The 17,854-nt window shown below is 63.6% G+C and carries 16 protein-coding genes; 7 read left to right on the forward strand and 9 right to left on the reverse strand.

Annotated elements, in window-relative coordinates:
• Positions 1–12: 12 nt before the first annotated feature.
• The 4 genes from rseP to fabZ all read left to right on the forward strand — a co-directional run bounded on the left by rseP (position 13) and on the right by fabZ (position 5,537).
• Positions 13–1,164 (forward strand): RIP metalloprotease RseP, encoded by a 1,152-nt coding sequence (rseP, locus tag IVA88_RS19880; protein WP_247498896.1) that lies wholly within the window; start codon positions 13–15, stop codon positions 1,162–1,164.
• A 187-nt stretch (positions 1,165–1,351) separates the two neighbouring features.
• On the forward strand, positions 1,352–3,886 hold the full coding sequence (gene bamA / locus IVA88_RS19885) for an outer membrane protein assembly factor BamA (RefSeq protein WP_247498897.1): 2,535 nt from the start codon (positions 1,352–1,354) through the stop codon (positions 3,884–3,886).
• Between the two features lie 125 nt (positions 3,887–4,011).
• Positions 4,012–5,079 carry a UDP-3-O-(3-hydroxymyristoyl)glucosamine N-acyltransferase gene (gene lpxD / locus IVA88_RS19890; protein WP_247498898.1) on the forward strand — a complete coding sequence of 356 codons (1,068 nt, stop codon included), beginning with the start codon at positions 4,012–4,014 and terminating at the stop codon, positions 5,077–5,079.
• Positions 5,076–5,537, forward strand: coding sequence for a 3-hydroxyacyl-ACP dehydratase FabZ (fabZ, locus tag IVA88_RS19895; RefSeq protein WP_247498899.1), 462 nt, complete (start codon positions 5,076–5,078; stop codon positions 5,535–5,537). The genes lpxD and fabZ overlap by 4 nt, the downstream gene beginning before the upstream one ends.
• A gap of 6 nt (positions 5,538–5,543) precedes the next feature.
• Here fabZ and IVA88_RS19900 read toward each other — a convergent pair whose 3' ends face one another.
• The gene (locus tag IVA88_RS19900; protein ID WP_247498900.1) at positions 5,544–5,888 is read right to left on the reverse strand and encodes a KTSC domain-containing protein; all 345 of its coding nucleotides are present in this window, start codon (positions 5,886–5,888) and stop codon (positions 5,544–5,546) included.
• Positions 5,889–6,062: 174 nt separating this feature from the next.
• Here IVA88_RS19900 and lpxA point away from each other — a divergent pair, with 174 nt between their 5' ends.
• Genes lpxA through lpxB form a run of 3 tightly spaced genes read left to right on the forward strand, consistent with a single transcriptional unit; the run spans position 6,063 to position 8,912 of the window.
• Positions 6,063–6,854: an acyl-ACP--UDP-N-acetylglucosamine O-acyltransferase gene (gene lpxA, locus IVA88_RS19905; protein WP_247498901.1), complete on the forward strand. Its 792-nt coding sequence runs from the start codon at positions 6,063–6,065 to the stop codon at positions 6,852–6,854.
• 19 nt (positions 6,855–6,873) lie between these two features.
• On the forward strand, positions 6,874–7,731 hold the full coding sequence (gene lpxI / locus IVA88_RS19910) for a UDP-2,3-diacylglucosamine diphosphatase LpxI (RefSeq protein WP_247500357.1): 858 nt from the start codon (positions 6,874–6,876) through the stop codon (positions 7,729–7,731).
• Positions 7,728–8,912, forward strand: a complete 1,185-nt coding sequence (gene lpxB, locus IVA88_RS19915; RefSeq protein ID WP_247498902.1) for a lipid-A-disaccharide synthase — start codon at positions 7,728–7,730, stop codon at positions 8,910–8,912. The genes lpxI and lpxB overlap by 4 nt, the downstream gene beginning before the upstream one ends.
• Positions 8,913–9,008: 96 nt before the next feature.
• On the opposite strand, the gene IVA88_RS19920 is transcribed toward lpxB, so the two are convergent.
• The 8 genes from IVA88_RS19920 to gltA form a co-directional block, all read right to left on the reverse strand.
• Complete coding sequence (locus tag IVA88_RS19920; RefSeq protein WP_247498903.1) at positions 9,009–9,914, reverse strand: arginase family protein; 906 nt, start codon at positions 9,912–9,914, stop codon at positions 9,009–9,011.
• A 223-nt stretch (positions 9,915–10,137) separates the two neighbouring features.
• A complete protein-coding gene (locus IVA88_RS19925; protein WP_247498904.1) occupies positions 10,138–10,905 on the reverse strand; it encodes an SDR family oxidoreductase in 768 nt (255 codons plus the stop codon).
• Positions 10,902–12,011 carry an ATP-binding cassette domain-containing protein gene (locus IVA88_RS19930; protein ID WP_247498905.1) on the reverse strand — a complete coding sequence of 370 codons (1,110 nt, stop codon included), beginning with the start codon at positions 12,009–12,011 and terminating at the stop codon, positions 10,902–10,904. The genes IVA88_RS19925 and IVA88_RS19930 overlap by 4 nt, the downstream gene beginning before the upstream one ends.
• A gap of 10 nt (positions 12,012–12,021) precedes the next feature.
• Complete coding sequence (locus IVA88_RS19935; RefSeq protein ID WP_247498906.1) at positions 12,022–12,879, reverse strand: carbohydrate ABC transporter permease; 858 nt, start codon at positions 12,877–12,879, stop codon at positions 12,022–12,024.
• Positions 12,872–13,795, reverse strand: coding sequence for a sugar ABC transporter permease (locus tag IVA88_RS19940; RefSeq protein WP_247498907.1), 924 nt, complete (start codon positions 13,793–13,795; stop codon positions 12,872–12,874). Before IVA88_RS19940 ends, IVA88_RS19935 begins: the two co-directional genes overlap by 8 nt.
• Positions 13,792–15,078, reverse strand: coding sequence for an ABC transporter substrate-binding protein (locus tag IVA88_RS19945; RefSeq protein ID WP_247498908.1), 1,287 nt, complete (start codon positions 15,076–15,078; stop codon positions 13,792–13,794). The genes IVA88_RS19940 and IVA88_RS19945 overlap by 4 nt, the downstream gene beginning before the upstream one ends.
• A 57-nt stretch (positions 15,079–15,135) precedes the next feature.
• Positions 15,136–16,314: an ROK family transcriptional regulator gene (locus IVA88_RS19950; RefSeq protein ID WP_247500358.1), complete on the reverse strand. Its 1,179-nt coding sequence runs from the start codon at positions 16,312–16,314 to the stop codon at positions 15,136–15,138.
• 175 nt (positions 16,315–16,489) lie between these two features.
• Complete coding sequence (gltA, locus tag IVA88_RS19955) at positions 16,490–17,794, reverse strand: citrate synthase (protein ID WP_247498909.1); 1,305 nt, start codon at positions 17,792–17,794, stop codon at positions 16,490–16,492.
• Between the last annotated feature and the right edge of the window lie 60 nt (positions 17,795–17,854).

Genomic DNA, 17,854 nt, shown 5'->3' on the forward strand with positions numbered 1-17,854 from the left:
TGAGGGAATTCGATGATCGACTTTTTCGTCCATAGTTTCAATACATTGAGCCATGGGCTCCTCGGCTACGCGGTTCCCTTCCTGTTCGTCCTGACCATTGTCGTGTTCTTCCATGAGCTCGGCCATTTCCTGGTCGCGCGCTGGGCGGGCGTTCGCGTGTTAACTTTTTCGCTTGGTTTCGGACCTGAGCTGGTCGGTTTCAACGATCGCCATGGGACCCGCTGGAAGATCTCGGCGATCCCGCTCGGCGGCTACGTCAAGTTCTTCGGCGACGAGAGCGAGGCTTCGACCCCGTCGTCCGAGAAGCTCGCGGCCATGACGGCCGAGGAGCGCGCCGGCAGCTTCCACCACAAGAAAGTCGGCCCGCGCGCCGCCATCGTTGCCGCCGGACCGATCGCCAATTTCATCCTGGGAGCCCTGATCTTCGCCGGCATGGCGCTGTATTACGGCAAGCCGAGCACGATCGCGCGCGTCGACGGTGTTGTCGCCGACGGCGCTGCAGCGGCAGCCGGCTTCAAGATCGGCGATGTCGTCGTCCAGATCGATGGCAAGCCGATCGAGAGCTTCGCCGACATGCAGCGCATGGTTGCGATGAATGCCGGTTCGCCGCTTGCCTTCCAGGTCAAGCGGGACGGCGCCATCGTGTCGCTGACCGCGACGCCGGCGCTGCTCGAGCGCAAGGATCCCTTCGGCAACAGCCACCGTCTCGGCGTGCTCGGCGTCGAACACAAGGCTCAGGCCGGTGAGGCCTCGACGTCGCCGGTCGGCGTCGGCGAAGCGCTCAAGATCGGGGTCGAGCAGGTCTGGTTCATCATCACCAGCACCTTCAAGTTCCTGGGCTCGCTGTTCGTCGGAAACGGCAATCCGAACGAGGTCAGCGGCGTGCTCGGCATCGCCAAGATGTCGGGGCAGGCCGCCAGCGCCGGGTTCCAGTTCGTGATCAACCTCTGCGCGGTGCTGTCGGTGTCGATCGGCCTGTTGAATCTGTTCCCGATCCCGCTGCTCGACGGCGGTCACCTTATGTTCTATGCGGCGGAGGTCGCCCGCGGTCGGCCCTTGTCCGAGCGCACGCAGGAGATGGGGTTCCGAATCGGGCTCGGTTTGGTGCTGATGTTGATGGTGTTTGCGACCTATAACGACATCCTGCGGATGGCCGCATCCTGATAGGGGCTTTTTTGTGACGTTGCCCTGGCGTTGCTCTTGGGCAACGTCTTGGAATGAAAATGAAATTACGGCGCGCTCGGCCGTTTGCGGCGTCGGTGAAATTGTCTACAAGCGGCCTGAACTTGGGGAATCTCCAGACCGGCTTTGGGGTTGGGTCTGGTACGGAATGATAAGGGCGCGTTGCGCGATGAAGTTTGGACTGCGACTCCGGGGGGGCTTGCTCGCAACCCTGATCATGTTCGGCGCGCCGGTGCTTGCCCCGGTTGGGGCTGCTTTTGTGTCTTCGTCTGCGCTTGCTCAGACCGTGCAGTCGATTTCCGTCGAAGGAAATCGCCGGGTCGAGGTGGAGACGATCCGCTCCTACTTCAAGCCGGGTCCGGGCGGTCGCCTGGATCAAGGCGCCATCGACGACGGCCTCAAGGCGTTGATCGAGACCGGCCTGTTCCAGGACGTCAGGATCAACCGCGGCCCCGGTGGCCAGATCGTCGTCTCCGTGGTTGAAAACCCGGTGATCGGCCGCATTGCCTTCGAGGGCAACAAGAAGATCAAGGACGAGCAACTCACCGGCGAAGTCCAGTCCAAGGCACGCGGCACCTTTTCCCGCGCCATGGTGCAGTCCGACACGCTGCGAATCGCCGAAATCTATCGCCGCTCCGGCCGCTACGACGTCCGCGTCACACCTGAGGTCATCGAGCAGCCGAACAACCGCGTCGATCTGATCTTCACGGTCGAAGAGGGCGCCAAGACCGGCGTCAAGTCGATCGAATTCGTCGGCAACAGCGCGTTCTCGTCGTACCGCCTGCGCGACGTCATCAAAACGCACGAATCGAACCTGCTGAGCTTCCTCGCCAGCAGCGACATCTACGATCCCGATCGAGTCGAAGCCGACCGCGACCTGATCCGCCGCTTCTATCTCAAGAACGGTTTCGCCGACGTCCAGGTCGTGGCCGCGCTCACCGAATATGATCCGGAGAAGAAGGGCTTCAACGTCACCTTCAAGATCGAGGAAGGCTCGCAATACCGCGTCGGTTCGATCGACTTCCGCTCCAGCATTCCGAACTTCGATCCCACCTCGATGCGCAACTATTCGCGCGTCAATGTCGGTTCGCTCTACAACGTCGAATCGGTCGAGAAATCGGTCGAGGAGATGCAGATCGAGGCCTCGCGCCGCGGTTATGCCTTCGCCGTGGTCCGTCCCGGCGGCGACCGCAACTTCGAGGCGCACACCGTGTCGGTCGTGTTCAACATCGACGAGGGCCCGCGCACCTATATCGAGCGTATCAACCTGCGCGGCAACAGCCGCACGCGTGACTACGTGATTCGTCGCGAGTTCGACGTCTCCGAGGGCGATGCCTACAACCGCGCGCTGGTCGACCGTGCCGAGCGCCGCTTGAAGAACCTCGACTATTTCAAGAGCGTGAAGATCACGACCGAGCCCGGCTCGTCGAGCGACCGCGTGATCCTGCTCGTGGACATGGAAGAGAAATCGACCGGCGACTTCTCGGTCTCGGGTGGTTATTCCACCACCGACGGCGCGCTGGCCGAAGTCTCGGTCTCCGAACGCAATTTGCTCGGCCGCGGCCTGTTCGCCAAGGCGGCGGTGACCTACGGCCAGTATGCCCGCGGCTACTCGCTGTCGTTCGTCGAACCCTATCTGCTCGACTACCGGGTCGCGCTGGGTCTCGACCTCTATCAGCGTGAGCAGAGGTCCAACAGCTACATCTCCTACGGCACCAAGACGCTCGGCTTCTCGCCGCGCCTCGGTTTCTCGCTGCGTGAAGATCTGTCGCTGCAGGTGCGCTACTCGATCTACCAGCAGCAAATCACGCTGCCCTCTTACCTGTCGAACTGTAATAACGTCATCGGCTCGGCGGCTTTCAATCCGAGCCCGGCGTTCGCCAATGCCAATGGTCTGGACCTGAGCTCGACGAACGGCCTCGGCTGCTACAGCGACGGTGAAGCCTCGCTGCCGGTGCGCAAGGAGCTTGCCAACGGCAAGACCCTGACCTCGGCGCTTGGCTATACGCTGACCTACAACACGCTCGACAACAACAAGAACCCCACCGATGGTCTGCTCGTCGATTTCCGGCAGGATTTCGCCGGGGTCGGCGGCGACGTCTCCTATCTGAAGACCGTCGTCGACGCGAAGTACTACACACCGCTGGTGTCCGATATCGTGGGCCTCGCCCGCGTCCAGGGCGGCATGCTCAACAAGATCGGCAGCCAGGATCTGCGCATGCTCGATCACTTCCAGATGGGCCCGAACCTCGTCCGCGGCTTTGCCCCGAACGGCATCGGCCCGCGCGATTTGAATCCCTTTGGCACGCAGGACGCGCTTGGCGGCACCAAATATTGGGGTGCTTCGCTCGAATTGCAGATGCCGTTCTGGTTCCTGCCGAAGGAAGTGGGTCTGAAGGGCGCCGTCTACGCCGACGCCGGCGGGCTGTTCGACTATCAGGGTCCGACGACGTGGTCGGCGACCAACGAGCTGACCACGACCAGGAATTCGAGCTGCACGCCATCGACCGTCAATCCAGCCACCGCTGGAACCTGTACCGGCCTGGTGTATGACAACGGCAATGCCGTCCGTTCGTCGGTCGGCGTCGGCCTGATCTGGGCTTCGCCGTTCGGTCCGTTGCGCTTCGACTACGCCGTGCCGCTCACCAAGGGCAAGTACGACCGTACGCAGGAGTTCCGGTTCGGCGGCGGCACCTCTTTCTAAGTCGATCACAACGGCACGACCCGGATCACAGCAGCCGGTTTCCCAAAGGGATCGTGCCAATCCAGGAGATGAGGCATGATGCGGCTTGGCCGCTTCATGCCGAAGCCGGACCGCAACGGGGTGGAATGGCGCAGCCGACCTTCTTTACACAGCCGCCCGCCTCAGCGCTGGCTGACATTGCTGCGCTGACCGAGGCGGAGCTGGTCGATCCCGCCAGGGGCGGCCACATCATCACGGGTCTGGCTTCGCTCGACGAAGCCGGCCCGATGCACCTGACGTTCTTCGACAATCTCAAATATGCCGACGAGCTCAAGGCAACCAAGGCCGGGGCGTGTCTGGTCAGCCCACGCTTCGAGGCCCGGGTGCCCGCGCATGTTGCCGTGCTGCGGGCGACGCAGCCCTTCCGCGCCTTCGTCAGGATCGCGCGGGAATGGCATGGCGATGCCCTCCGGCCGCAATCCTGGACCGGCAACGATGGCATCGCGCCGTCCGCGATCATCGACCCCACGGCCAGGCTCGAGGACGGCGTGATCGTCGATCCCTTGGCCGTGATCGGCCCCGACGTGGAGATCGGCAGCGGCACGGTGGTGGGTGTGGGGGCCGTGATCGGCCCCGGCGTCAAGATCGGCCGGGACTGCAATGTCGGCGCGCGCACCGCCATCCAGTGCGCCCTGATCGGCAACGACGTGCTGATCCACCCCGGCTGCTCGATCGGCCAGGACGGCTACGGCTTCATCTTCTTCGGGCCCGAGGGCCATCTGAAGGTGCCCCAGACCGGCCGCGTGCTGATCCAGAACAATGTGGAGGTCGGCGCCGGCACCACCATTGATCGCGGATCCCTGCGCGACACCGTGATCGGGGAGGGGACCAAAATCGACAATCAGGTCCAGATCGGCCACAATGTGACTATCGGCCGGCACTGCCTGCTGGCAGCCCAGATCGGCCTTGCCGGCAGCCTGACCCTCGGCGACAACGTGGCGCTGGGAGCGAAGGTGGGTATCAACAATCACGTCAAGATCGGGGATGGAGCTCAGGTGACTGCCATGAGTGGCGTCAAGGACGACGTCCCTCCCAACGGACGTTGGGGTGGCTTTTTTGCCAAGCCGACCAGGCAGTGGTTCAAGGAAATTTTGGCGGTGGAGCGCCTGGCGCGCGACAGCAAGGCCGATCCGAAGCAGGAGGAACGGGAGTGACGGACGAAGCACCGGTCAGGTTCGAGCTTGTGGACATCAACATGATCCTGCAAACGCTCCCGCACCGTTTTCCGATGCTGCTGATTGATCGCGTGATCAACATCCGCACCGATTACAGCGGCATCGGCATCAAGAACGTCACCTTCAACGAACCGGCATTCCAGGGCCACTTTCCCGATCGCCCGGTCTATCCCGGCGTCATGATGATCGAGGCGATGGCGCAGACTGCCGGTGTGATCGGCATCAAGTCGGTCGAGGGCACCGAGAAGCCGCGCGCGGTCTATTTCCTGACCATCGACAAGTGCAAGTTCCGCAAGCCGGTGCTGCCCGGCGATACCATCGAATATCACATGCGCTCAATCGGCCGCCGCAAGGCGATGTGGTGGTTTCACGGCGATGCCAAGGTCAACGGCCAGGTGGTTGCGGAGGCGGACGTCGGCGCCATGCTGACCGACTGAGCGGGATCAACTTCTCTGGATACGCTCGCGTGCAGGACACGCGTACCGGCCGCCGCTGACCTCGCGCTTGATGTTCTGGTTGAAGAACTGGCCCATGGACGGTGCGCCCAGCAGGCGCTCGACCGTGTCGATTGGCACGCCGCAATAGCGGTCATAAACGCCGTCCACAGCCACGATGAGGGTCTGCTGCGTACGGTCGTAACAGACCCGTTGCAGCACCGTGCTGCGGCTGATGTCGCGGCATTCGAATGTCGCGAGGTCGATGGGGCGGCGTTCGCCGGTCTCGATCGTCTCGGAGACGATCGGTGCGGCGGCGAGCTGTGCGAGCAGAAGTGCGAGGGCCCTGACCACGATACCTGAGCTCCGCGTGAACTTGTTGATGAGCCGGGAGGGCTGCCTCATCCGGCACTTGAAACACGGCGAGATCATACGTCACTGGACAGATCGGGCATAGTCGCGCTAACCAGCGGAAAACCGAATGACTTCAACGCATAACCAGCCCTTCTTGACGAGTTAGATTGCTTGATGAGCAAGATTGATCCCACCGCACGGGTCGAGGGCGGCGCCGTGATCGGCGAGGGCACCGAGATCGGACCCTATTGCATCATCGGCGCCAATGTCGTGATCGGCGCGAACTGCAAGCTGATCGGACACGTGCATATCACCGCGCAAACCACGATCGGTGACGATTGCACCATCTATCCGTTCGCCTCGCTCGGCACGCCGCCGCAATCGCTCAGCTATCGCGGCGAATTGACGAAGCTCAAGATCGGCTCGGGCTGCACTATCCGCGAATCCGTGACCATGAACGCCGGCACGGTCGCCGGCGGAGGCATCACAGAGGTCGGCGACCGCAACTACTTCATGAACTGCAGCCATGTCGGCCATGACTGCCATGTCGGCAATGACGTGATCTTCGCGACCTCGGCCACGCTCGGCGGTCACTGCGAAATTGGTGATTTCGTCTTCATTGGCGGTCTGTCCGCGGTGCACCAGTTTACCCGCATCGGTCCGCAGGTGATGGTCGGCGGCGTGTGCGGCGTGCGCGACGACGTCATTCCGTTCGGCCTCGTCAACGGCCAGTATGCTGTGCTCGAAGGCCTCAACCTGATCGGCATGAAGCGGCGCAAGTTCACCAAGCAGCGGCTTGCGACCGTGCGCGCGTTTTACCAGAAACTCTTCCATGGTCCCGGCACCTTTGCCGAACGCCTGGAGGCGGCGCGGCCGCTCGCCGGTGAAGATCCGGCGATCGCCGAAATCCTCGACTTCATCGGCAAGGGCAAGCGTCCGCTGTGTCTTCCCGCCATCGCGAAGTGATGATGGGATGGCCGCAAGCATGACATCGGCGGCTTCGGAAATTTCATCGCCGGTCGGCGTGGTCGCAGGCGGCGGCGCGATGCCGTTCGCGGTCGCCGACTCGCTGTCCGCCCGCGGCATCACGCCGGTGCTGTTTCCCCTTCGCGGGGCCTGCGATCCGGCGCGGGTGGAAAAATTTCGCCATCGCTGGATCTCGGTCGGCCAGCTCGGCCGCGCCATGCGGCTGTTTCGCGAGGAGGGCTGCCGCGACCTGATCTTCATCGGCACGCTGGTACGGCCTTCGCTCTCGGAGGTCCGGGTTGACTTCACGACGCTTCGGCTGCTCGGCAATGTCATCCGCGCCTTCCGCGGCGGCGACGATCATTTGCTGTCCGGCGTCGGGCGTATTCTCGAGCAGGGCGGCTTTCGCATGGTCGGGATCAAGGATGTCGCGCCCGACCTCTTGATGCCCGAGGGCTGCATCAGCCGCGCCTGGCCGAGCGACACCGGCAAGACCGACATCGAGCGCGGACGCGCGGTGCTGACCGCGCTCGGTCCGTTCGACATCGGCCAGGCCGCGGTCGTGATCGACGGCCATGTGGTGGCGGTCGAGGATATCGAGGGCACCGATGCGCTGCTCGCGCGCGTGGCACGGCTGCGCGAAGAGGGTCGCATCCGCGCCGCCACCGGGCGCGGCGTGCTGGTGAAGGTCCCAAAAAGCGGGCAGGATTTGCGCTTCGACCTGCCGACGATCGGCCCGCGCACCCTCGAGGGCGTCGCCGCAGCAGGGCTGGCCGGCATCGCCGTCGTCGCCGGCAACACCATCGCCGCCGAGCCGCAGGCGATGATCGCGCTCGCCGACGCCAAATATCTCTTCGTCATCGGCCTGCCGGCGTGATGCAAGGTCGGGATCCCAAGCGCAAGATATTCCTGATCGCCACGGAGGAATCCGGCGACCGGCTCGGCAGCGCCTTGATGAAGGTGCTGCGCCAGCGGCTCGGCGACGGCGTGCAGTTCGTGGGCGTCGGCGGCCACACCATGGCGCGCCAGGGGCTCGAGACGCTGTTTCCGATCGAGCAGCTCTCGATCGTGGGCTTCGCCGCGGTCGTGCAGCAATTGCCGAAGATACTGCGGCTGATCCGCGAGACCGCGCAGGCCGTGACCGAGGCCGCGCCGGACGCGCTCGTCATCATCGACAGTCCCGACTTCACCCACCGTGTCGCCCGCCGCGTGCGGGCGCGCAATCCGGCGATCCCGATCGTCGATTACGTCTCGCCGCAGCTCTGGGCGTGGCGACCAGGACGAGCACGGACCATGCTCGGCTATGTCGACCATGTGCTCGGCCTGTTGCCGTTCGAGCCGGAGGAATATCGCAAGCTCGGCGGGCCGCCATGCAGCTATGTCGGCCATCCCCTGATCGAGCAATTGCCCTCGCTGCGGCCGAACGCGCAGGAGCAGGCGCGCCGTGACGGCGAGCCGCCGGTGTTGCTGGTGCTGCCCGGCAGCCGCCGCAGCGAGATCAGGCACCATCTCGACGTGTTCGGCGCGACCATCGGCCGATTGCAGACGGAGGGCCGCGCGTTCGAACCGATGCTGCCGACCATGCCCCATCTCGAAACCACCATTCGCGAGGGCATCGCGAACTGGCCGGTCAAGCCTCAGATCGTGGTCGGCGAGAACGAGAAGCGCGCTGCGTTCCGCATCGCGCGCGCGGCACTGGCCAAATCCGGTACGGTGACGCTGGAGCTCGCGCTATCGGGCATCCCGATGGTGACGACCTATCGCGTCGGCGCGATCGAAGCGTTTATTTTGCGCCGCGCGATCCGCGTCTCCTCGGTGATCCTCGCCAATCTCGTGATCGGCAAGGAAGTCATCCCGGAGTTCCTGCAGGAAGACTGCACGCCGGAGAAGCTGGCGCCCGCGCTGTCGGAGCTTCTCAGGGATTCTCCGCTGCGCCGCGAGCAGGTGGAAGCGTTCGCCCGGCTCGATACGATCATGTCGACCGGCAACAAATCGCCGAGCGTGCTCGCAGCCGACATCGTGCTGGCGACGATGCGCAAGGGCAGGCCGGCGAGCTAGGACGTGTCCTCATAAACGTCGGCTTGCCAGCGCAAAGCGGAAGTCTCCCACCTTCGGGGTGATTGGCGGCTTGTGGACCCATTGCGGACGACCGCTTCAGCTGCGCATGGCGGCAGGAGTAGCAGCTACACGGCTCGTCCGAATACAACCTAGCCCGTTGCAGATAATCCGCGAGATAGCAATTGCTCCAAGATTTTGCACGTCGCGCTCGGGAACGAACTCAACGACGTCCAGCCCAACTATTCTGCACTTTGACGCGACACCCCGCATGAGATCGACAACATCAAAATAGGACAGGCCGCCTGGCTGCGGTATGAGCACGCCTGGGATGACTGACGGATCGAGCCCGTCGCAATCGATAGTAATCAGGCACTCGCCGTCCTCCTCTATCTCTTCAAGAGCGCTTGCGATCCCGTGGAGCCGAATATCTCTTGCGGTGACGATCTTCGCGCCCCACGCCTTCGCTTCGTCAACTTCGGCTCGACCAGAGCCGCCAATGCCGCGCAAGCCAACTTGCACGATGCGCCTTACCCAAGGCAATTCGCTGGCTCGTCGCATTGTGCTTGAGAAGGTATAGCCAGATCCGTTTCGCTGATCGCGCCAATCAAGATGGGCATCAATCTGCAGGATCGTCAGCCCTTTGCTTTTGCGGAATGCCTGGAAGAAAGGTATCGGAACTGAGTCATCCCCGCCTAGGAGGATCGGAACCGCGCCGGCCGAAAGGACTGCTTCCGTGGTCGTTCTGATCGCCTCACGGTTGCTCTCGGGTGTCATGGGATCCGTCACCAAATTTCCACCGTCCAAGACTCTCAATTTGGCCGGAGGGAGCAGCTCCGCTTCTTGATCAAAATCCCAGCGGGTGAGATCGCTCTCATAATGACGCAGAGCGCGACGAATGAAGTCCGGCGCTTTGGCGGCATGGCTCGTCTGACCTGCAACGTACGGCGTGGCATCGGAAGCGCCGAACAAGATCACGTCGGCCTCCGGCAGGGTGCCGGTCAAGTCACAAGCCTCAACGCCAAGAAAAGTGGACCTGTCGGGATGCATTGCAAGTATCCGAGATATCTATGCGTTCCCTTCAACTTGGGTCGCTTGATCAGGTTCCGCTTGCAGGGCGGTGTAGGAGCGCCTGCAAATGCCCCAACTCGGACCTAGGGTGAGGTGCGCCAACACGGGTGCTATCGGAGACAGAGCGGATCGCTACGAACGCGGCCCGGATCATGCTCTAGCCGAGACCCGCGTCGACCTGAAAACACTGGCGCGTGATGCGCTGGCTGTCGTCCGAGGCGAGGAACAGCGCCATGTTCGCGATGTCGTCGGGCGTCACTGCGTCCGGAATGGCCTGGCGCGTGCGCAGTTCGTCGATCGCCTGCTCGTCCGGATACCACAGCCGGCGCTGACGCTCCGTGATCACCATGCCGGGCGCGATCGCGTTGACGCGGATGCGGTCGGGACCGACCGACCGGGCTAGCGAATTGGTGAAGCCGACGATCGCGGCCTTCGCCGCGGCGTAGACCGGCAGCCCCGGCGCGCCGCGCATCCAGGCAATCGATGACATGTTGATGATCGAACCGCCGCCGCGTGCCTGCATCTGCGGCACCACCGCTTGCGCGGCAAAGAAGACGTGCTTGAGGTTGACGCCGATCATCCAGTCGAACTCGGCCGGGGTCACCTCGGCGAGGACCTGGCGCTGATCATTGGCGGCGTTGTTGACGAGGACCGCGGCGTCGCCAAGCGATCCGTGGACCTGAGCCATGGCGCCGCGCAGGGCGTCGATGTCGAGCAGATCGCATGGCACGAACAATGGTGCGGTCCCGGCCGCGGCTTTCACCTCCGCGACCAGCGTCCGGCCGGCCCCTTCATCGAGATCGAGGAACGCGACGCGAGCCCCTTGGGCCGCGAACGCCCGCACGAAGGCGGCACCGATGCCGCTGGCGCCACCGGTGATCAACACCACGCGGTCCTCAAGACCGGCATAGCTCGTTCCTGTCATGCGATCAGTCGCTCCGTCTCGGGGTCGAACAGGCAGATGCGGCGCGTGTCGAGCGCGAAGGGGGCGGAGGCGCCCGGTGTAGGGCGGATATCCGGCGTGATGCGCGCCAGCGCAGGCTCCCCGCCAAGCCGCAGCACCACGATCGTTTCTGCCCCCGTCGGCTCGATCATCTCCACGGGCGCGCTGACGAGGATGGGCGCATCGCTGGAAAACACGCGGCTGCCCTCGGCGATGCATTCGGGCCTAATCCCGAACACCACCTCGCGGCCGACGAAGGGAGCCGCGGCGTCGTATCCTTGCAAGCGGACACGAACCTCGTCCGGTCGCCCCGCGCCGATCACGACCACGGGCCCGCCAGCATCGGCCTCCAGCCGTGCCGGCATCGTGTTCATCGGCGGCGAGCCCATGAAACGCGCCACGAACAGATTGGCGGGGTAGCGGTACACGGTATCGGGGTCGGCAAACTGCTGCATCACGCCCCGATGCATCACGGCGATGCGCGTCGCCATCGTCATCGCCTCGATCTGGTCGTGAGTGACATAGACGATGGTGGCGCCGATGCGCTGGTGCAGCCGCTTGATTTCCATCCGCATCTCGACGCGCAGCTTGGCGTCGAGATTGGAGAGCGGCTCGTCGAACAGGAAGAGCAGGGGATCGCGCACCAGCGCCCGGCCCATCGCCACGCGCTGGCGCTGGCCGCCGGAGAGCTGCGACGGCTTGCGGCCGAGCAGCGGCTCGATCTGGAGCAGCCGGGCCACGTTTGCCAGCGCCTTGTCCTGCTCCGCCTTCGGCACGTGGCGGCATTCCATGCCGAAGGTGATGTTCTGGCGCACTGTCATCGACGGATAGAGCGCGTAGGACTGGAACACCATGGCGATGTCGCGGTCCTTCGGCGGAATGTCGTTGACGATGCGTCCGCCGATTTCCACGGTGCCTGCGCTCGGGCGATCGAGCCCGGCGATAATGTTGAGCAGCGTGGACTTGCCGCAGCCGGATGGGCCGACCAGCACGGTGAATTCGCCGCTCTCGATGTCGAGATCGATGCCCTTCAGCACCTCGAGATTGGCGTAGCGCTTGGACAGGGCGCGAATGCTTAGTGCTGCCATGACAACCCCATCATTTCACGGCGCCGGCGGTCAGGCCGCGGACGAAGTACTTGCCGCCGAGGAGATAGATCAACAACGTGGGTAACGCTGCGATGATCACCGCAGCGCTCTGCACGCCGTGCTGAGGGATGTCAGCGACCGCGGCGGATAGCGCGATCAGCGCGGCGGTGACCGGCTGCTGCTGACCGGTCGTGAACGTCACGCCGTAGAGAAACTCGTTCCAGATATGCGTGAACTGCCAGATCACGGTGACGACCAGAATGGGCGGAGAGAGCGGCAGGATAATGCGCCAGAAAACGCGAAAGAACCCGGCGCCGTCGATGCGCGCGGCTCGTATCAACTCCTGCGGGATGGCCGTGTAGTAGTTTCGGCAGAACAAGGTGGTAAAGGAAAGCCCCTGGATCGTGTGGATCACGACCAGGCCCGTTAGCGTGTTCATCAGGCCCGTATCGCGCAACACGATGGTCCAGGGCAGCAAGCGCATCTGCTGCGGAAGGAAGAGGCCGAGAGTCACGATGCCGTAGATCCAGCTATCGCCGCGAAAACGCCAGAGCGACACGGCGTAACCGGCGACCGCACCAAGCAGGGTGGAGAAGATCGTCGCGGGAATGGTGACGAGCGCCGAGTTCAGCATGTATGGCCGGATGCCGGCGCAGGTCTCGGCGACGCAGAAACCGCTCCAGGCGGCAGCATAGTTGCTCCAGGCCAAATGGTGCGGCCAGCCGATCATCGAACCTTGCGCGATCTCCTCGTTGCTACGGAGCGAGTTCAGTACGACAACAGCCAATGGCGCCAGCCATGCTGCAGCGATCAGCGAGACGATGAGATAGATCAGAATCCGGCTTGGGGCGAAGGTTCGGTCACGCATGGATCGCCCGCCGCCGTTGGACATAGCGCCACGCCGCGTAGGGCAGCAAAACCGCGAGAAGAATGAGCAACATGAGCACCGCCGCCGCCGCTCCCCGTCCAAGCAGGCTGCGCTGGAACATCAAATCATAGACGACAAGGGCCGGCAGCTGAGTGGCGATTCCGGGGCCGCCGTTGGTGAGCGCGCGGACGAGGTCGAAGGTCGAAATCGCGAACTGCAGCTGGATGACGATGACGGTTATGGTGATCGGCCAAAGGGTCGGTAGGATGACGCGCCGGTACATCCGGATCGGCCCGGCGCCGTCGATCTGCGCGGCTTTGATCAGGTCTGCGTCTACTGAGCGGAGGCCGGCGAGGAAGAGCGCCATGGCGAAACCGGAGGATTGCCAGATCGCTGCGATGACAATGGTCCAGATTGCCATGTCGCGGTCGATCAGCCAGTCGAACCGGAAGGAGGTCCAGCCGAGGTCGCGGACCAGCTTCTGGATCCCGAGGCCAGGATTGAGCAGCCAGCTCCAGACCGTGCCGGTGACCACGAATGACACCGCCAGGGGGTAGAGAAAGATGGACCGCAGCACGTTCTCGCCGCGAATGCGCTGATCGAGCAGGATCGCAAGGATGAGGCCGGTCGCCAGACTCAGCAACACGAAGGCGCTGCCGAACAGCAGCAGATTGTCGAGGGCGATCTGCCAGTTCCGCGATGCTGCAACCGAAGAATAGTTGCGTAAACCTACCCAGCCCGAGACCGGGACCAGAGTGGATGGTGTGAACGATATCCAGATCGTCCACAGCGAGAACGCAATGAGGTGCGCGGCGGACAACAGCAGCGGCACCCAGATCGTCAGATATTCGGGCAGCCGGCGTACCCACTCAGAGGCAGCCGGCCGGCCCGGTGTTGTCGAGACGGCGATCGTCAACGGGCGCCCTCGACGGCCTCGGCAAGGCGCGTGACGGCTTGCTCAGGCTTGATCGTCTTGTTCTTCACGTACTCCGTAATCACGTCGATGATCGCTGCGGTCATGCCGTTTTCCTGCGCCATGTTGTGCGCAAGACTGAGGACGGCCTGATTGCTGGCGATCGCCTCTTTCAGGGCTGCTGCGGTCCGCCGCTGACCGTCCGACCAGCCTTCGCCGGAGAGATCGACGTCGGTGCGCACGGGTATCGATCCCGTGATCTGCGAATACATGGTCTGGATCGCTGGATCCATGACGAGCTGGGCCATCAGCCTCTGGCCGGCTTGCAGGTCGGGCTCCTTGCGCTGCCAGAATATGAAGGCGTCGGCATTCAACAGGAAGACCGGCTTGCTGTTGTCGCTCGGGCCCGGGGCGATAATGAAATCGTCGAACTTGAAACCGGCGTTGCGCAATACGCCCTGCGCCCATCCGCCCATGATCATCATGCCCATGTCGCCGTCGACGAAGCGCTTCAGGTTGGTCGAAAAGTGCTGGGCGCCGACGTTGGGGTCCATCCAGTCGGCGATCTTGCGCACCTGTACGAAGGCCGCCTTTATCTCGGGGCCCTCCAAGGCCTTCTTGTCGAGATTCATGATAGCTGCCCGGTATGAAGTGGGACTGATGCCTGCCAAAGCGGCCTCGAACTTCTGCCCATCATCGGGGCGGGTGCCACCATTGGCGATGGGATAGGGGACGCCGCCTGCTTTCATCTTCTCGGCGAGTTCGTTGAACTCAGCCCATGTGACGGGGATCTTGTCGGCCTTGGCCTTGTCCATCGCGCGCTTGGAGAGAAACAGCATGTTGGTGCTGTAGATCTGCAACGGCAGTGCAATCCACTTGCCCCCCGGCTTGTGCAATTTTGCAAGGTCTGGAGCGACAACCTTTTCGTAGCCGGCGGCAGCGACGACGGCGTCGAGATCGACCGTCGGGGCGATCTTCGACCAGGCTGCAATCTCGGGACCTTTGAGCTGCGAGCAGGCCGGTGGATCGCCGGCCATGATCTGGGCACGCAGCTTGTTCATCATCTCGGTGGTGAACCCGGGGACGGGCGAGTGCTGCCAAACCCCGCCTTTCTCCTCGAATTTCTTGCCGAGCGCCGTGATGGCCGCGCCGTCGCTGCCTGCGGACCATTGCGAGATCGCAGTCAGACGCGGCTTGATCGCGCCTTGCGCGCGGGCAAATGCCGGCAGCGCGAGCGCCGCAGCAGATCCGGCGAGCAGACGGCGCCTTGTTGTTGTGATCGGCATGGCAAGTTCCTCCCGGTGTGAACTCTTTCGCGCGAGAGCCGCGCGGCATCAGGTATCTCAGGCGGCCTCGCTTGATGCGGCCGGCATGCCGCCGCGGCAAGCGAGACAGAAAGCCGCGAATGCCAGCGCCGCCCGCGGATCGTTGCCATTCGACGGCGGCACGAAAGCGAGCGACACTTGCGCGTGCTTGCGACCGCCCAACAGGCTGGCGTCGATCCCCTCGACGAGAGCGTTGCGATCGTCCTCGGCGAGAAGCGAGGGCCAGCCGCTGATCGCGATGCCCTCGCACGGCTTCACATTCAGCGTATTGCCGATCGCAAGGCCAAGCCGAAACAGCCGCCGGCGCAATTCCTGCCGCACGCGCGACGAGAGCGGCATCGCGGTCACCCATTCGCTGCCGAGCTGAAGCAACTCGGCTTCGGCGACGCCAAGAAGCTCGGCCAACGCGGGAAGCGACGTGTAGGCCTCGACGCAGCCATGATGACCACAGCGGCAACGCGGTCCGTCGGGCTCGAACACCATGTGGCCGAGTTCGACCGGCTGGAGGGCATCATCCTCGACCGGATCATCCATCCAGGTCCCCGCGACGCCCTGGCCGACGAAGACGAAGAGATGCGCGCCGCTGAATGGATAATTCTCCGTACGGCAACGGTGAAAAATGGCGTGCGCGACGACCGAATTGGTGAACTTGACCGGCACGCCGGCAAACGTCTCGCCGAGCATGTCGCTGATACGTCCGACGTCGCAGGGAATGATCGGATTGCTCGATGCGCCCGAGCGGCCGAGGCCCGGAATGGAGACGCCGATCTGCGCGAGGGGGACGCGTCGGCGCCGCGTCCCGTCGCGCAGCAATGTCATGGCCTCACGAAACGCCCGGCCGACCGTTGAGATGGTCGGCGTCTTCGGCAGCGGCACATGCCCGGTGTAATGCAGCTCACCTGACAGGCCCCCGACGCCGACGCTGACCCGCTGCGTGCTCAGCTCGAAGGCCGCAAGCGCCACCGCCCCGTCGAGCGACACGAGGCCCGTCGGACCGCCGACATAAGGGGCAGGGCGCCGCAATTCCTCGATCAGGCCTTGAGCCTTCAGATCAAACAGGATGCGCGACAGGCTCGCTTCCGACAGACGCACGGCCTTGGCCAGCGGCGGCCGAAACGAGCCGCCCGACTGAAGCAGATGAGTCAAAATGGCAGCGCGCGTCTGCCGCCGACTTCTCGGCTGCTCCGGCATTTCCATCCCTGTCGTCATTCTTACTTAGTGTAAGAATTTGCGCGCCGAGCGCTTCGCCTGTCAAGGCGTTTGCCGCCTGGTGCATCGACTTGTTGTTGTGCGCGGCAGCAAGATTGCGTCGTCAAACAAAAACGGCGCCATCCGGAGATGGCGCCGCTTCGAAAGCCGTAATGGCTCGACCTTACTTCCGATCCTTGATCGCGACGTAGTCGCGCTTGGTGACGCCGGTGTAGAGCTGGCGCGGACGGCCGATCTTCTGCTGCGGATCCTCGATCATCTCGCTCCACTGGCTGATCCAGCCGACGGTGCGGGCGACCGCGAACAGCACGGTGAACATCGAGACCGGGAAGCCCATCGCCTTCAGCGTGATACCCGAATAGAAGTCGACGTTCGGATAGAGCTTGCGGTCGATGAAGTACTGGTCGCTGAGCGCGATCTTCTCGAGCTCGAGCGCCACCTTGAGCATCGGATCGTCGCCATGGCCGGTCTCCTTGAGCACGGCGTGACACATCTTCTGCATGATCTTGGCGCGCGGATCATAGTTCTTGTAGACGCGGTGACCGAAGCCCATCAGGCGGACTTCAGAGTTCTTGTCCTTCACCTTCGCGATGAATTCCGGAATCTTGTCGACGGACCCGATCTCGGCGAGCATCGCGAGCGCGGCTTCGTTGGCGCCGCCATGCGCCGGGCCCCACAGGCAGGCGATGCCGGCGGCGATGCAGGCGAACGGGTTGGCGCCGGAGGAGCCGGCAATCCGCACCGTCGAGGTCGAGGCGTTCTGCTCGTGGTCGGCATGCAGGATGAAGATCTTGTCGAGCGCGTCAGCCAGCACCGGGTTGATCTTGTACTCCTCGCACGGCACGGCGAAGCACATGTGCAGGAAGTTCTCGGCGAACTTCAGCGAGTTCTTCGGGTACACGAAAGGCTGGCCGACCGTGTACTTGTAGGCCATCGCCGCCAGCGTCGGGATCTTGGCGATCATGCGCATGGAAGCGATCATGCGCTGCTTCGGATCGTTGATATCGGTGCTGTCGTGATAGAACGCGGCGAGCGCGCCGACCGCGGCCACCATGATCGCCATCGGATGGGCGTCGCGGCGGAAGCCCTGGAAGAAGCGGGCCATCTGCTCGTGGACCATCGTGTGATGGATCACGCGGTCGTCGAAATCCTTCTTCTGCGCAGCGGTCGGAAGCTCCCCGAACAGCAGGAGATAGCAGGTCTCGAGGAAGTCGCCGTTCTCGGCGAGCTGCTCGATCGGGTAGCCGCGGTATTCCAGCACACCCGCGTCGCCGTCGATATAGGTGATCTTGGACTGGCAGCTCGCGGTCGAAGTGAAGCCCGGGTCGTAGGTGAACAGGCCGGACTGTCCGTAGAGCTTGCCGATATCGATGACATCAGGCCCGACGCTGCCGCTGTGGATCGGAAGATCGAAATTCTTGTTTCCGACCGTCAGCGTGGCGGTCTTATTGCTTGCTTTTGCGTCCATCAGAGGTCCCCGATGTATGGTGAAACGGGCCGGACCCGGAGGCCCCGATGAGATATCGCG

The organism is Bradyrhizobium sp. 149, assembly GCF_023073915.1.
GTDB lineage: Bacteria > Pseudomonadota > Alphaproteobacteria > Rhizobiales > Xanthobacteraceae > Bradyrhizobium.

Bases quoted from the DNA above. Each gene is read 5' to 3' on its own strand.
- rseP (WP_247498896.1), top strand. From the start codon at position 13: ATGATCGACTTTTTCGTCCATAGTTTCAATACATTGAGCCATGGGCTC.
- bamA (WP_247498897.1), top strand. From the start codon at position 1,352: ATGAAGTTTGGACTGCGACTCCGGGGGGGCTTGCTCGCAACCCTGATC.
- lpxD (WP_247498898.1), top strand. From the start codon at position 4,012: ATGGCGCAGCCGACCTTCTTTACACAGCCGCCCGCCTCAGCGCTGGCT.
- lpxA (WP_247498901.1), top strand. From the start codon at position 6,063: ATGAGCAAGATTGATCCCACCGCACGGGTCGAGGGCGGCGCCGTGATC.
- lpxI (WP_247500357.1), top strand. From the start codon at position 6,874: ATGACATCGGCGGCTTCGGAAATTTCATCGCCGGTCGGCGTGGTCGCA.
- IVA88_RS19925 (WP_247498904.1), bottom strand. From the start codon at position 10,905: ATGACAGGAACGAGCTATGCCGGTCTTGAGGACCGCGTGGTGTTGATC.
- IVA88_RS19930 (WP_247498905.1), bottom strand. From the start codon at position 12,011: ATGGCAGCACTAAGCATTCGCGCCCTGTCCAAGCGCTACGCCAATCTC.
- IVA88_RS19935 (WP_247498906.1), bottom strand. From the start codon at position 12,879: ATGCGTGACCGAACCTTCGCCCCAAGCCGGATTCTGATCTATCTCATC.
- IVA88_RS19945 (WP_247498908.1), bottom strand. From the start codon at position 15,078: ATGCCGATCACAACAACAAGGCGCCGTCTGCTCGCCGGATCTGCTGCG.
- IVA88_RS19950 (WP_247500358.1), bottom strand. From the start codon at position 16,314: ATGGAAATGCCGGAGCAGCCGAGAAGTCGGCGGCAGACGCGCGCTGCC.
- gltA (WP_247498909.1), bottom strand. From the start codon at position 17,794: ATGGACGCAAAAGCAAGCAATAAGACCGCCACGCTGACGGTCGGAAAC.